Source organism: Segatella copri (assembly GCF_015074785.1).
GTDB lineage: Bacteria > Bacteroidota > Bacteroidia > Bacteroidales > Bacteroidaceae > Prevotella.
The window spans coordinates 1,435,504-1,449,311 of the sequence record NZ_CP042464.1 but is presented as its reverse complement, the minus strand read 5'-3'; the positions used below and the strand labels follow the sequence as shown (position 1 = coordinate 1,449,311).

Here is a 13,808-nt window from a genome sequence, read left to right as displayed (position 1 = left end):
AATATGAGACGAAATCCCAAGTACCTGATTAGGCAGTTCAGAAGAAAACTATAAGAAAAAGTAAACAGCCAACTTTCAATTGGGATATTGAAGGTTGGCTGTCTTCATTTAAGAAATGCAGATTTTTAAAGTAGCATTCTTACTTATTCACGACATTAATCGGATTGCCCTCGAGAAATGCCTTGACGTTGGCGGCTACCTGCTTGTTCAGGCGCTCGCGAGCCTCGTAGGTGGCCCAGGCAATATGAGGGGTGAGGTAAGCATTAGGCTCGCCGAAGAGCGGATTCTCCTTTGATGGCGGCTCCTGAGCCATTACGTCGGCACAGTAGGCACCCAGACTGCCTTCGTGAAGGGCAGCAGCTACGGCCTCCTCATCTACCAGCGGACCGCGACCCGTATTAACCAGGATGGCGGTATCCTTCATCTTCTCCAGACTCTCCTTATTGATGAAATGATAGGTGTCATCAGAAAGCGGACAATGGAGCGAGAGAATATCGCTCGTGGCAAGCAAACCCTCCTTGCTCACCTTCTGGATCCACTCAGGCAGATCGCTCGAATTCTTGCTGGTGCAGGCACAGATGTTCATGCCAAACTGGCGGGCGATGTTGGCAACTTTCATGCCGATATTGCCCAGTCCCATGATACCCAGGGTCTTGCCGGCAAGTTCCATCAGTGGGGTATCCCAATAACAGAAATCCTTATTGTAAGCCCAGCGCTCGTTGCGGTTCTCCTGGGTGTAATGCTCTACGCGGTTGGTTACGGCAAGGATGAGGGCGAAGGTCATCTGTGCCACGCTGTCGGTGCTGTAGGCTGGTATATTGGTTACGATGATGCCCTGTTTCTTGGCAGCCTCGATGTCTACCACGTTGAAACCGGTAGCCTGGATACCGATGTATTTCAGTTTAGGAAGCTGCGCCAGCGTCTCTGCATCTATCTGTACCTTGTTCAGAAGGATGATGTCGGCATCCTTGGCACGTTCCACTTTCTCTGCATCTGATGTGCGAGGATAAACTACCACCTCGCCCAGTTTCTCCAGAAGATGATAATCCAAATCTCCCGGGTTTGCGGCATAGCCGTCTAGAATAACAATCTTCATAAATTTTTCCCGTTTTCTGTTGTTATAAAATTCAAGACCCATCTGTCCTGGCAAATCTGAGTCTGAGTTTATTTTAATGGGAAAAGCCTTCCCCCTGAGAAAGAGAAAGGCTTTTCCGTATGTATGGTTTATTCGTTCATCAAGTAGTTCTTGAATGATGCGAAATCCTTGGTCATCTGGATGCTCTTCTTCTCACCCTTCATGAATTCTGCAAGGCGTGCAGGAATCTCAATGTCGCTGTCAAGGATGCTGTCTACCTTCTCCTTGAACTTGGCAGGATGAGCGGTCTCGAGGAATACGCCAACCTCACCTGGCTTCAACTGCTCCTTCAGGGCGCGATAGCCGCAAGCTCCGTGAGGGTCAAGCACATACTTGGTTTCATTGTAGCACTGCTTCATGGTTTCTGCAATCTGCTCGTCCTTGTATGTAGCACCACCGATGTAGGCAGCGATGGCATCGTGATCGCCCTTGTAGAGGTCGTAGATGCGGGCAAAGTTTGATGGGTCGCCTACGTCCATGGCATTGGCGATGGTCTGCTTGCTAGGCTGTGGATTGTACTTGCCTGTCTGCAGATACTCGTAGAAGATATCGTTGGCGTTGTTGGCTGCGATGAAGCGGTGGATAGGCAATCCCATCTCATGACCGAAGAGTCCGGCTGTGATGTTGCCGAAGTTGCCGCTAGGTACGCAGATAACCAGCTTGTCGGCGAGCCCCTTCTCCTTCATGCGGGCATAGGCATTGAAATAATAGAATGCCTGAGGCAGGAAGCGGGCTACGTTGATAGAGTTGGCTGAGGTGAGCTTCATGTGCTTGTTGAGCTCCTCGTCCATGAACGCAGATTTCACCAGTGCCTGGCAGTCGTCGAATACGCCATCTACCTCGAGGGCTGTGATGTTCTGGCCGAGGGTAGTGAACTGGCTCTCCTGAATCTTGCTCACCTTGCCCTTAGGATAGAGCACGTAAACATGGATGCCGTCAACGCCGAGGAAACCGTTGGCAACAGCCGAACCGGTATCGCCCGATGTAGCTACGAGCACATTCACCTCTTCCTTGCCCTCCTGACGTACGAAGTACTGCAGGAGACGGGCCATGAAGCGCGCACCCACATCCTTGAAGGCGAGGGTAGGACCATGGAACAGCTCGAGAGAGTAGATGTTTGGCTCTACCTCGACTACAGGGCAGTCGAATGCCAGGGTATCGTATACAATCTTCTTCAATGACTCGGCATCAACGTCCTCGCCAAAGAAGGCATCAGCTACCTTGTAGGCAATCTCCTGGAAGGAGAGTTTCTCGATGTTGTCGAAGAAATCCTGTGGCAACTTCTTGATGATTTCTGGCATATAGAGACCACGGTCTTCTGCCAGACCTTTAACTACCGCCTTGTGAAGGTCGGCGATGGGTGCTTTCTTATTTGTTGAATAATATTTCATTGTAATTCTAGTTTAAAATTTATAGTTTATAGTTTATAGGGTAATCTTGTATTAAGCAGACTTGCTATAAACTATAAACTGTTAACTATTAACTTAGTTGATTCCCATAAATGTGTTCATGAATTCCTGCAGCTGCAGCATGCCGTAACCGCCACTCACGCAGCTTACCTCGTCATACTTCTCTACGCTATCCGGCTCAATGCCAGGGTAATAGATGATGAAAGGCACAGGCTCCTTTACGTGGGTACGGATCTCTACCGGAGTAGGATGGTCGGGGAGAACAGCGATGCATACCGGCTCGTCCCAGGTACTTACCTCATCGAAGATAGGCTTGATGAGTCGCTGGTCGAGGTTCTCGATGGTCTTCAGCTTCAGCTCCAGATCGCCATCATGACCCGCCTCGTCGCTCGCCTCTACGTGAACATAAACGAAGTCGTCGCCATCCTTCAATGCCTGGATAGCTGCGGCTGCCTTGCCCTCGTAGTTGGTATTGGCAAGACCGGTAGCGCCCTCAACGATGATGTTGCGCAGACCGGCGTAATGGCCGATGCCTCGAATCAGGTCTACGGCAGAAATCACGGAACCCTTCTTGATCTGTGGATACATCTGGGAGAGGGTGAGCATGTGCGGACGGTAACCGCCGCCCCAAGGCCAGATAAGATTGGCCATTCGTTCGCCACGCTCCTTGCGCGCCACATTGAAAGGATGGTTCTCCAGGAGTTCCTGACTCTCGAGAATCAGCTGGTTCAGAAGGTCGGCTGTATCACGACGGCTGATATGACCCTCATCGCCTCCAATCTCCGGCAAGATAGGTTTCACCATCAGCTTATGCCATTCCTCGTTGGGATGATCATGAGGTGGGGCACAGTCGATATGCTTGTTTCCGTGCTTCACCACCAGAAGATGGCGATACTGGATGCCGGTAACAAACTTGACATCAGGATATTTCTTGCCGAGGGTATCGTTGAGATACTTGATGAGCACATCCGCATCTTCCGTTTCCAGGTTACCACCGTTGTGGGTGATAATCTTGCCGTCCTGCACATTGATGATGTTGCAGCGCAGGGCAAGGTCGGTAGGCTTCAGTTCATAGCCTATGCTGGCAGCCTCCAGCGGTCCGCGTCCTTCGTAAACTTCGTTCTGGTCGTAGCCCATGATAGAGCTGTTGGCAACCTCAGAACCCGGATGGAATCCATCTGGCACGGTAACGAGTCTTCCTGTCTTGCCCTTCTTGGCAAGCATATCCATATAGGGTTTGTTGGCGTATTGCAGGAGTGTCTTTCCACCCAGTCTTTCTACCGGGTGGTCAGCCATTCCGTCGCCAAGAATGATAATATGTTTCATCTCTTTTTTTAATGTTAAGTGTTAAATGTTAGCGATACTCATGATGTTGGCGAATACACCGGCAGCAGTTACGCTGGCTCCGGCACCATAGCCCTGAATCATCATAGGGTATTCCTTATAGCGCTCGGTGGTGAGCAGCACGATGTTGTTGGAACCTTCCAGATTGTAGAACGGATGCTCAGGACCGACAGCCTGCAAACCTACGCTTGTCTTGCCGCCATCCAGGGTAGCAACGAAGCGCCAGCGTTTGTGCTCTACATCGAGCGCCTTGCGCTTAGCCTCGAAATCGGCATCGAGCTCAGGAAGCTTCTTCCAGAAGTTGTCGAGCGAACCCTTGAAGTATTTGTCTGGCACGAAGAGGTTTTTCTCTACATCTTCCTGCTCTACGCGGTAACCTGCCTCGCGGGAGAGAATCACCAGCTTGCGAATCACGTCCATACCGCTCAGGTCGATACGTGGATCTGGCTCGCTGTAGCCCTTCTCCTTAGCCAGTCTCACAGTCTCAGAGAATGGAACGACGCTGGAGATGGCGTTGAAGATAAAGTTGAGCGTACCTGAGAGAACTGCCTCAATCTTAAGGATTTTATCTCCGGAGTTGCGGAGGTCGTTGATGGTTCCGATGATAGGAAGACCGGCACCTACGTTGGTCTCGAAACGGAATACTACACCACGCTGGATGGCAGTCTTCTTCAGTTTCTCGTAGTTCTCATATTCGCTTGATGCAGCTATCTTGTTGGCTGCGATAATGCTTACGTTGTGCTCCAGCAGACTCTGGTAGAGAGCGGCCACATCCTTGCTGGCTGTACAGTCTACAAACACGCTGTTGAAGATGTTCATCGCCAGGATGGTATCGCGCAGAACCTCTGGAGTGCTTGGGTCTGAAGTCTTCAGTTCCTCGCGATAGTTTTCGAGATCAATACCATCGCGGTTGAAGATGGCGTTCTTGGAAGAAGCGATACCCACCACGTTGAGCTTCAGTTTGCTGCGCTCCATGAGGTCGGCATACTGGTTCTTGATCTGCTCGATGAGCTTTCCGCCCACGGTACCCACACCGCAGATGAAGAGGTTCAGAACCTTGTATTCTGAAAGGAAGAAACTGTCGTGGAGTACGTTGAGTGACTTTCTCAGATAATCGCTCTTCACTACGAACGAGATGTTGGTCTCTGAAGCACCCTGTGCACAGGCGATGACGGAAATACCGCTACGGCCGAGGGTTCCGAAGAGCTTACCGGCGATACCGGCTGCATGCTTCATGTTTTCACCCACGATGGCGATAGTAGCCAAGCCCTTCTCTGCGTGCATTGGGTACATGGCACCATCGGCAATCTCGTTGTGGAACTCATTGTTCAATACCTTTACAGCCTCTTCTACATCCTGCTCGCGCACACCGATAGAGGTAGAGTTCTCAGATGATGCCTGTGACACCATGAACACAGAGATGCCCTCGTTGGCAAGAGCGGTGAAGATACGGCGGTTTACACCAATCACACCGACCATGGAAAGACCGGTTACGGTGATGAGCGCTGTACCGTTGATGGAAGAGATACCCTTGATAGGCTTCTGGTCGCCATCTATCTTGTTCTTGATGATGGTGCCCGGAGCATCTGGGTTGAAGGTGTTCTTAACCTTGATAGGAATATTCTTGACACAAACCGGGTAGATGGTTGGAGGATAGATGACCTTTGCACCAAAGTTGCAAAGCTCCATCGCCTCAACGTAACTCAGTTCGTTGATGGTATAAGCTGATTTGATGACACGTGGGTCGGCGGTCATGAAACCGTCTACATCAGTCCAGATTTCGAGCACTTCTGCATCGAGTGCAGCTGCTATGATGGCTGCGGTGTAGTCGCTACCGCCACGGCCAAGGTTGGTGGTGCGGTCTGTGTTCTTGTCACGACTGATAAAACCCGGAACGAGAGATATGCGTGGAATTTCTGCAAAGGCTTCTTTTACCAGTTTGTTGGTCAGCTCGCTGTCGAGTACATGCTTGCCTTTGCCGTTCTTGCGCTCAGTCTTGATGAAGTTGCGTGAGTCGAACCATTTGGCTCCACGAATCAATGTGGCAACAATCTTGGAACTGAGTCTTTCACCATAACTCACGATGGCATCCTGTGTTTTCTCGCTGAGGTCGTGGATGAGGTATACACCAAAATAGATGCTCTTCAACTGCTCGAAGAGGGCATCAACCGATTTGAATAAGTTTTCTCTGTCTGTAGTGTCGGTGATGATGGTGTCTATCATCTTGTGGTGGCGATCAACCATGGCTTCGAATTCTACTTTCCACTGTTCATCACCCTTGAGGGCAAGTTGAGAGGTTTGCAAGAGTTTGTCCGTGATACCGCCAAGCGCGCTCACGACAACCACTACACTCTGTTTCTTAGCCTCGTTTTCAACGATACGTTTCAAGCTGAGGATGCTTTTTACGGAACCAACCGATGTTCCGCCGAATTTTAATACTTTCATATGTTCTTGAATTTTACGTTGGTAATGTAATGCCTCCCCCGAAACGACCGGGGCCGAAGCAGAACTTGAGGGCAAAAGTACGAATAATATATCAAACTGCCAAGGATTTTAACAAAAAAGTAGCATATTGTAGATAAAAAAGCTATTTCAGTAGATAATTATAGGCTCTTCCTCTCCCTTATACCTTATTATATATATAAAAAACGTTGAAATGTTTGGGTGTTTCGGATTATTTGCTTAATTTTGCCGATGTAATTCAAAGCATTAGCAATATGGTTACAGAAGTAAATAGTAAAAATCAACTCGTTGAACGCAATTTCAAACGAAATGAGATGCTGGCTGAGTATTTCTTTGGTCTTTCAAAGATGGTATGCAGCGGTATTGGAATTGGTGCATTGTCGCCACTGTTTACAGGTGAGGCAATGGGAGTAACTAACTATGTTTGCATGGGATGCGCAGTAATCGCTGCTGCATGTTTTGCTTATGCAGGCAATTATTTATTAAAAGTAGAATTAAAAAAGAAATAATTATGGAAATGTTGACAATACTTTTTGCAATAGCAGCAATCATTGGTGTCGGTTTGGTTATTTGGATGAAATATACTGAATCTGGTAAAAAATGGGTTGAGGGTGAGTATTAATACTTTTTGAATCAAGTAATGAAATATCTTTTATTCTCAGATATCCACGGCTGTTTGCCAGCCCTGGAAAAGGTCCTCGATTTCTTCGAGGCTGAACATTGTGACATGATGTGCATCATGGGGGATATCATCAACTACGGTCCCCGCAACCGCATTCCGGAAGGAATCGATCCTAAGGGTATCGTAGAAAGACTGAATGCGCTGGCAGACAAGATTATCGCTGTGCGTGGCAACTGCGATGCGGAAGTAGACCAGATGCTCCTCGATTTCCCTGTCATGGAGACCTATGCCTTGCTGGTAGACGGAGGCAAGCGCTATCTTCTGACCCATGGACATGTATACAATAAGGAAAACATGCCGAAGGGTCCTTACGAGGCTATGATCTATGGACACTCCCATCTCTGGGAACTCTCTCATAACGAGAAGGGGCAGGCCATCGTAAATACAGGCAGCATCACCTTCCCGAAGGGTGGCAATCCGCCAACCTTTGCAACATTGGAAGATGGTAAGTTCACCATGTATCAGCTGGATACGCTCGAAGTGCTGGCTACAATGGAAGCATGAAAAAGTAAAAGTGAAAAGTGAATTGTGAATGTAATGCGAAATCCGTAATATGGAATCGGTCACTTGTCACTCGTCACTTTTATAAAACTAATCATAAAGTTCAAAGCTCAAAGTATAAAGTATAATGATTCAAGAATACCTGATAAGAATTCTGCCCGAACAGGCAGCCAGCGAGGAAGGCATCAAGCGTTATCTCGCCAAAGAAAAGGGATTGGATGTAAGAACGCTCAACCAGGTGAGGGTTTTGAAGAGAAGCATCGATGCCCGTCAGCGCACCATCTTCGTCAATCTGAAGGTGCGTGCTTATATCAACGAATTTCCGCAGGACGACCAGTATGTCCATACCGAATACCCGGATGTGAGCAGCAGACCTCGTGTTATCGTTGTGGGTGAGGGACCTGGCGGCCTCTTTGCTTCCCTGCGCCTGATAGAACTGGGATACCGTCCTATCGTGCTGGAGCGAGGTAAGGATGTGCGCGAACGCAAGAAGGACCTCTCTAACATTACCAAGACTCAGAAGGTAGATGGTGAGAGCAACTACTGTTTCGGTGAAGGTGGAGCCGGTGCTTATAGTGACGGCAAACTCTATACACGAAGCAAGAAAAGGGGAAGTGTAGATAAGATTCTGAACGTATTCTGCCAGCATGGTGCCAATACCAATATCCTGGCAGATGCCCATCCGCATATCGGTACCGACAAGTTGCCACGCGTTATTGAAAACATGCGCGACACCATCATCAAGTGTGGCGGCGAAGTGCATTTCCAGACCAAGATGATTCGTCTGATCCTTGAGAGTGAAGGTAAGCTGACGGCACCTGATGCCGCAGCTGGCGATAGGGTGATAGGCGTAGAAGCCGTGAATCTGGCTACGGGTGCTGAGGAAACTTATCGCGGACCGGTTATCTTGGCAACAGGCCATAGTGCCCGCGATGTATACCGTTATCTCGCTTCGGCAAAGATAGATATCGAGGCAAAAGGCATCGCCGTAGGTGTGCGTCTGGAACATCCTTCCCAGCTCATCGACCAGATTCAGTATCACAATAAGAGTGGTAGAGGAAAATATCTGCCTGCTGCCGAATATAGCTTCGTTACTCAGGTAGATGGCAGAGGTGTCTATAGCTTCTGTATGTGTCCGGGCGGTTTTGTGATTCCGGCTGCTACAGGACCGGAACAGCTCGTGGTGAACGGTATGAGTCCGAGCAACCGCGGTACTGCCTGGAGCAACTCGGGCATGGTGGTGGAAACTCATCCCGAGGATGTGGCGCAGTTTGTGAAGGAACATCAGTCTGTCATCGAACAGCAGGAAATGAAGGCGCAGGAGAATTCCTCACTCTTCACTCCTCACTCTTCACTCCAAATGATGTACTTCCAGGAAATCGTGGAAAAGCAATGCTGGCAGCAGGGCAACATGAAGCAGACTGCACCGGCACAGCGCATGGCTGACTTCGTGAACAATCGATTGAGTTATGATCTGCCAAAAAGCAGCTATGCTCCAGGCTTGATTTCGAGTCCGTTGCATTTCTGGATGCCATCTTTCGTGAGCAAGCGACTGCAGGAAGGCTTCAAGACCTTCGGCAAGAATGCCCATGGTTTCCTGACCAACGAGGCTACGCTGATAGCGATGGAGACGAGAACCTCATCGCCTGTCCGCATCGTCCGTGACCGCGAAACCCTGCAGCATGTCCGCATCCAGGGACTCTTCCCATGTGGCGAAGGTGCTGGTTATGCAGGCGGAATCGTATCGGCTGGTGTAGACGGAGAAAGATGTGCAGAGATGTGTGCTGAGTATTTGAAACAACAATAAACGAATGCCTGGAATGATGAAATACAGAAAAACGGGAAAGTTTAAGCTGGGCTTCTTGACTTTACTCCTGAGTGTGCTCTTCGTGGCGTGTGGCTCGGGAGCGTCAGATGCTGACAGGCAAATCAAGAGCAAGACTGATTTGAAGGGGGCTGTGATTGGTGTGCAGCTCGGTACCACTAGCGACGGACTAGCTACGGATCTGGAAAAGGAAGGTGGCGGTACCAAGGTAGAACGGTACAACAAGGGAGCCGATGCCATCCAGGCACTCCTGCAGGGTAAGATAGACTGCATGGTGACCGATGAGGCGCCAGCCAAGGCATTCCAACGGGTGAACCCATCGCTCCGTATCCTGCCCGAAACCTTCGATGCGTCCTCTTTCGCCATCTGTGTGGCTAAGGATCATGCTGAGTTGCAGCAGTCCATCAATCATGCCATCCGCATTCTGAAAGAGAATGGCGTCATCGATTCCATCGTCAACCGCCATCTGGAACGGGGCATAGCCGTGGCTTATACGCCAAAGACTTCTGACGTGAAGAAGGTGGGACCGGAAGCGCTGCAGAAACTCGGCTTGAAGACGAGTCTCCGTTTTGCCACCAACGCTACCTTCGAGCCTTTCGAATATTACCAGAATGGCAAGATTGTGGGTATCGACGTGGATGTGGCGAATGCCATCGGCGATGTGATGGGCGTGGATGTCGAGATTCTCGATATGGAGTTTGATGCCATCATCACCTCTGTACAGGCTGGTAAGGCGGATGCGGGTATTGCCGGCATCACGGTTACTCCTGAACGGAAGAAGAATATCGGATTTACAGATTCCTATGCCGATGTGCGACAGGTAATCATGGTGAATTCCAATGAAATGAAAACAGCTGGTAACCAGCCGGGAGTGATAGATAAGTTTAAATCCTGCTTCATAGATGACAACCGTTATCAGTATCTGTTGCAGGGTTTGGGCAATACGCTCATCATCACCTTCTTCGCCATCATCCTTTCCGTGATACTCGGAACGCTGATAGCTATTGTCCGTGCACGTCATGAACGTAAGGGCGACTGGAAGATTCCGAACATGCTCTGCCAGCTGTACCTTACCATCATGCGAGGCACGCCGACCATGGTGCAGTTGCTCATCATCTATTATGTGGTGTTTGCATCAGCAGATGTCAATAAGATACTGGTGGCTGTCATCGCCTTCGGCTTGAACTCGGCAGCTTATATTGCCGAGGTAATCCGCTCGGGCATCATGTCGGTGGATAATGGTCAGATGGAGGCGGGCAGAAGTCTCGGTCTTTCGTATGGCAAGACGATGCGTCTCATCATCCTTCCGCAAGCCTTCAAGAATGTGCTTCCGGCTATGGGTAACGAGCTTATCACTCTGCTCAAGGAAACCTCTATCAGCGGTTATATCGGACTGGTTGACTTGACCAAGGGTTCCGACATCATCCGAAGCATTACTTACGAAGCGATGATGCCGTTGGGCGTAGTAGCCTGTCTCTATCTCGTTCTTGTTCTCGGACTGAACGCAGGAGTGAGAAGGCTGGAAAAGAGACTGAGAAAGAGCGAAAGGAAATGAGGAATCCTGAAAGGGCAAAAGCTTTAAAACAATGGATAAAATGAACGAAATAATCAAGATAGAAGGACTTCGTAAACGCTTCGGCGACAACGAGGTGCTGAAAGGCATTACAACCTCGGTGAGGAAAGGTGAGGTGGTTGCCATCATCGGTCCGTCGGGTTGTGGCAAGAGTACCTTCCTGCGTTCCATCAACCTTCTGGAAGAACCTACCGAGGGTAAAATCTTTATTGATGATATGGATATCACATCAAGCGATGTTGATATCAACCGAATGCGCCAGAGGGTGGGTATGGTATTCCAGCAGTTCAATCTCTTCCCTAATATGACCATACGCCGCAACATCATGCTGGCTCCGGTAGAATTGGGTAAGATGACAAGGGAAGAGGCTGATGAGAAAGCAACGGAACTCCTGACCCGTATCGGATTGCTGGATAAGGCCGGCAGTTATCCCGACAGTCTGTCGGGCGGACAGAAACAGCGCGTAGCTATCGCCCGTGCCTTAGCGATGAATCCTGAGGTAATCCTCTTTGATGAGCCGACTTCGGCTCTCGATCCGGAAATGGTGGGAGAGGTGCTGCAGCTGATGAAAGATGTTGCTGCCGACGGAATGACGATGGTGGTGGTGACCCACGAGATGGGATTTGCAAGAGAAGTGGCCAATCGTGTTCTTTTCTTCAGTGACGGCTATATCACGGAAGACGGAACTCCTGAGCAAATATTCAACCATCCGAAATCGCCAAGACTACAGGAGTTTCTGGGAAAAGTTCTGTAATAGTTGATAGTTAACAGTTTATAGTTAACAGTTACTTGATGACAATAAAAAAAGATGCATTACTGGTATATTCAGCAATGCATCTTTTTTATTTGATGGTCTACAATCAGTAAAATGTAAACTGTAAACTATTAACTATTAACAGTTTTCTTCTCAATAATCTCTTCAGCACGTTTCAGAGCCTTGCTGATGTGATCTGTGATATTATCCTTGCCAAGAATATTGTAGAAACCAGCCTTTTCCAACTGGGCGTTTACCTTCTCGCAAACACCGGAGAGTACAACCTGAATGTCCTCCTTCTGACTCATCTCGCAGAGGTTGGTGAGGTTGTGGATACCGGTTGAATCAACAAATGGAACCTTGCGCATACGGATGACGCGTACCAGTGGACGGTCACCGAAAGCTGCCATCACTTCCTCAAACTTGTTACCGGCTCCGAAGAAGAAAGGACCATTGATTTCGTATACCTCTACGCCCTTCGGAATCGTATAGTGCTCCAGGTTGGTTGAGAGGAAGTCAAACTCCTTGTTCAAGTCAATCTCATCATCGGTAATAGCTGTCACGTCGGTGGTTTCGCTCATTCGCTTCATGAAGAGCAGACAGGCGATAATCAGACCCACCTCAATGGCTACTGTCAAATCGAAGATGATGGTGAGGAAGAAGGTAATCAGAAGTACGGTTACATCGCTCTTCGGATTCTTCATCAATGCCAGGAAACTTCTCCATCCGCTCATTCCGTAAGATACAACTACCAATACACCGGCAAGACAAGCCATTGGTATGTACTGGGCAAGAGGCATCAGAAAGAGGAAGATGAGCAGCAGAACTATGGCGTGGATGATGCCTGCAATAGGAGTCTTACCGCCATTATTGATATTGGTCATTGTGCGGGCAATGGCACCTGTTGCAGGAATACCGCCAAAGAGGGGAGAGGCGATATTGGCCAAACCCTGAGCTACCAACTCGGTGTTACTGTCGTGATGATCGCTGATTACACCATCGGCAACTGTTGCTGAAAGCAAACTCTCAATGGCTCCCAGGATGGCGATGGTAATAGCTGGTGATACAAGACTCTTGATGGTCTCCCAATTCATGACTGGTACCTGAGCTGCAGGCAATTCGTTGCTGATAGAGAAGCGGTCACCAATGGTCTCGATACTCTCAACGCCGGCAAACTGCTTGAGCAGTAAGGCTACAACGGTCATCAGGATGATGGCAATAAGAGAGCCCGGAATCTTCTTGCTGAACTTAGGGGTGATGGCTATAACCACTACGCTTACTATTCCGATAAGGGCACACCAAGGATCTATGGTGTCAAAGCTTTGGAAGTAGACGCCCCATTTCTCCAGAAAATCAGAAGGATTTGAAGTCAACGTCAATCCAAAGAGATCCTTGATCTGGGTCGTGAAGATGGTTACGGCGATACCACTGGTAAATCCCACAACGATAGGGTAAGGGATGTACTTGATGATGGTTCCAAGGCGGAGAAGTCCGAAGAGAACCAGGAACAGACCAGCCATCAGTGTCGCTATCGTCAAACCTTCCATGCCATATTTCTGGATAATGCCATAGATGATAACGATGAATGCTCCCGTAGGACCACCAATCTGCACTTTGCTTCCACCGAAGATGGAGATGATGAGACCTGCTACAATGGCGGTGATGATACCCTTTTCAGGGGTCACGCCAGAAGCGATACCGAATGCGATGGCCAGAGGCAGGGCTACGATACCAACGATGATACCTGCCATGAGGTCAGACATGAATGTTTTCTTGTTGTATGTCTTTAAACAGGAAAACAAACTCGACTTAATTGCTAATGCCTTCATTTGAAAGTTTTAAAATATATGTAATTAATCTTGTTATCCGTTAAAACGTGTGCAAAGGTACTATATTTTTTTTAATTGGCAAAATGTTTTTCTGAGTTTCTCCCTTTTCTTCGATAATATTCTTTTCGTATAGTAATATTCTTCTTTGATAGATATATTCTCCGGATAATACTTTTCTAGTTGAATCCTGATTCCTTTTCGGTCTTGGAATATGAGTACAATATTATTAATGCGCTTGCGGGTGTGCGCCCGCACATGCAGGCAGGCGTATGCATGTATAAAATAAAGTGTAG

Annotated in this window: 10 protein-coding genes; 5 read left to right on the top strand and 5 right to left on the bottom strand. The window is 48.6% G+C overall.

From position 1 onward, the window contains the following. Positions 1 to 139: 139 nt before the first annotated feature. From FO447_RS06430 to thrA, 4 genes are all read right to left on the bottom strand, one after another. Positions 140 to 1,096: a D-2-hydroxyacid dehydrogenase gene (locus FO447_RS06430; RefSeq protein ID WP_153142516.1), complete on the bottom strand. Its 957-nt coding sequence runs from the start codon at positions 1,094 to 1,096 to the stop codon at positions 140 to 142. A gap of 128 nt (positions 1,097 to 1,224) precedes the next feature. After that, positions 1,225 to 2,526, bottom strand: coding sequence for a threonine synthase (gene thrC / locus FO447_RS06425; protein WP_006848737.1), 1,302 nt, complete (start codon positions 2,524 to 2,526; stop codon positions 1,225 to 1,227). 93 nt (positions 2,527 to 2,619) lie between these two features. Continuing rightward, positions 2,620 to 3,870: a cofactor-independent phosphoglycerate mutase gene (locus FO447_RS06420; protein ID WP_200758142.1), complete on the bottom strand. Its 1,251-nt coding sequence runs from the start codon at positions 3,868 to 3,870 to the stop codon at positions 2,620 to 2,622. 21 nt (positions 3,871 to 3,891) lie between these two features. Then, positions 3,892 to 6,333, bottom strand: a complete 2,442-nt coding sequence (gene thrA / locus FO447_RS06415) for a bifunctional aspartate kinase/homoserine dehydrogenase I (protein WP_200758140.1) — start codon at positions 6,331 to 6,333, stop codon at positions 3,892 to 3,894. A 272-nt stretch (positions 6,334 to 6,605) separates the two neighbouring features. Between thrA and FO447_RS06410 the strand changes: the two genes are divergently transcribed. From FO447_RS06410 to FO447_RS06390, 5 genes are all read left to right on the top strand, one after another. Further along, positions 6,606 to 6,860, top strand: a complete 255-nt coding sequence (locus tag FO447_RS06410) for a hypothetical protein (protein WP_006848733.1) — start codon at positions 6,606 to 6,608, stop codon at positions 6,858 to 6,860. A gap of 131 nt (positions 6,861 to 6,991) precedes the next feature. After that, positions 6,992 to 7,537 carry a phosphodiesterase gene (yfcE, locus tag FO447_RS06405; RefSeq protein ID WP_200758138.1) on the top strand — a complete coding sequence of 182 codons (546 nt, stop codon included), beginning with the start codon at positions 6,992 to 6,994 and terminating at the stop codon, positions 7,535 to 7,537. Between the two features lie 124 nt (positions 7,538 to 7,661). Then, on the top strand, positions 7,662 to 9,341 hold the full coding sequence (locus FO447_RS06400) for an NAD(P)/FAD-dependent oxidoreductase (protein ID WP_200758137.1): 1,680 nt from the start codon (positions 7,662 to 7,664) through the stop codon (positions 9,339 to 9,341). A 13-nt stretch (positions 9,342 to 9,354) separates the two neighbouring features. Beyond that, positions 9,355 to 10,914, top strand: coding sequence for an ABC transporter substrate-binding protein/permease (locus FO447_RS06395; RefSeq protein ID WP_234699080.1), 1,560 nt, complete (start codon positions 9,355 to 9,357; stop codon positions 10,912 to 10,914). 40 nt (positions 10,915 to 10,954) lie between these two features. Continuing rightward, entirely contained in the window at positions 10,955 to 11,686 is a 732-nt protein-coding gene (locus tag FO447_RS06390) for an amino acid ABC transporter ATP-binding protein (RefSeq protein WP_262895057.1), read from the top strand. 131 nt (positions 11,687 to 11,817) lie between these two features. Here the strand turns inward: FO447_RS06390 and FO447_RS06385 are convergent, their stop codons facing one another. Further along, complete coding sequence (locus tag FO447_RS06385) at positions 11,818 to 13,515, bottom strand: SulP family inorganic anion transporter (RefSeq protein WP_117729183.1); 1,698 nt, start codon at positions 13,513 to 13,515, stop codon at positions 11,818 to 11,820. Between the last annotated feature and the right edge of the window lie 293 nt (positions 13,516 to 13,808).

What these genes read in the sequence shown, in the direction of transcription:
- FO447_RS06395 (WP_234699080.1), top strand. Translation starts at nt 9,355, where the DNA reads ATGATGAAATACAGAAAAACGGGAAAGTTTAAGCTGGGCTTCTTGACT.
- FO447_RS06400 (WP_200758137.1), top strand. Translation starts at nt 7,662, where the DNA reads ATGATTCAAGAATACCTGATAAGAATTCTGCCCGAACAGGCAGCCAGC.
- FO447_RS06420 (WP_200758142.1), bottom strand. Translation starts at nt 3,870, where the DNA reads ATGAAACATATTATCATTCTTGGCGACGGAATGGCTGACCACCCGGTA.
- FO447_RS06410 (WP_006848733.1), top strand. Translation starts at nt 6,606, where the DNA reads ATGGTTACAGAAGTAAATAGTAAAAATCAACTCGTTGAACGCAATTTC.
- thrC (WP_006848737.1), bottom strand. Translation starts at nt 2,526, where the DNA reads ATGAAATATTATTCAACAAATAAGAAAGCACCCATCGCCGACCTTCAC.
- yfcE (WP_200758138.1), top strand. Translation starts at nt 6,992, where the DNA reads ATGAAATATCTTTTATTCTCAGATATCCACGGCTGTTTGCCAGCCCTG.
- FO447_RS06430 (WP_153142516.1), bottom strand. Translation starts at nt 1,096, where the DNA reads ATGAAGATTGTTATTCTAGACGGCTATGCCGCAAACCCGGGAGATTTG.
- FO447_RS06390 (WP_262895057.1), top strand. Translation starts at nt 10,955, where the DNA reads ATGAACGAAATAATCAAGATAGAAGGACTTCGTAAACGCTTCGGCGAC.
- FO447_RS06385 (WP_117729183.1), bottom strand. Translation starts at nt 13,515, where the DNA reads ATGAAGGCATTAGCAATTAAGTCGAGTTTGTTTTCCTGTTTAAAGACA.
- thrA (WP_200758140.1), bottom strand. Translation starts at nt 6,333, where the DNA reads ATGAAAGTATTAAAATTCGGCGGAACATCGGTTGGTTCCGTAAAAAGC.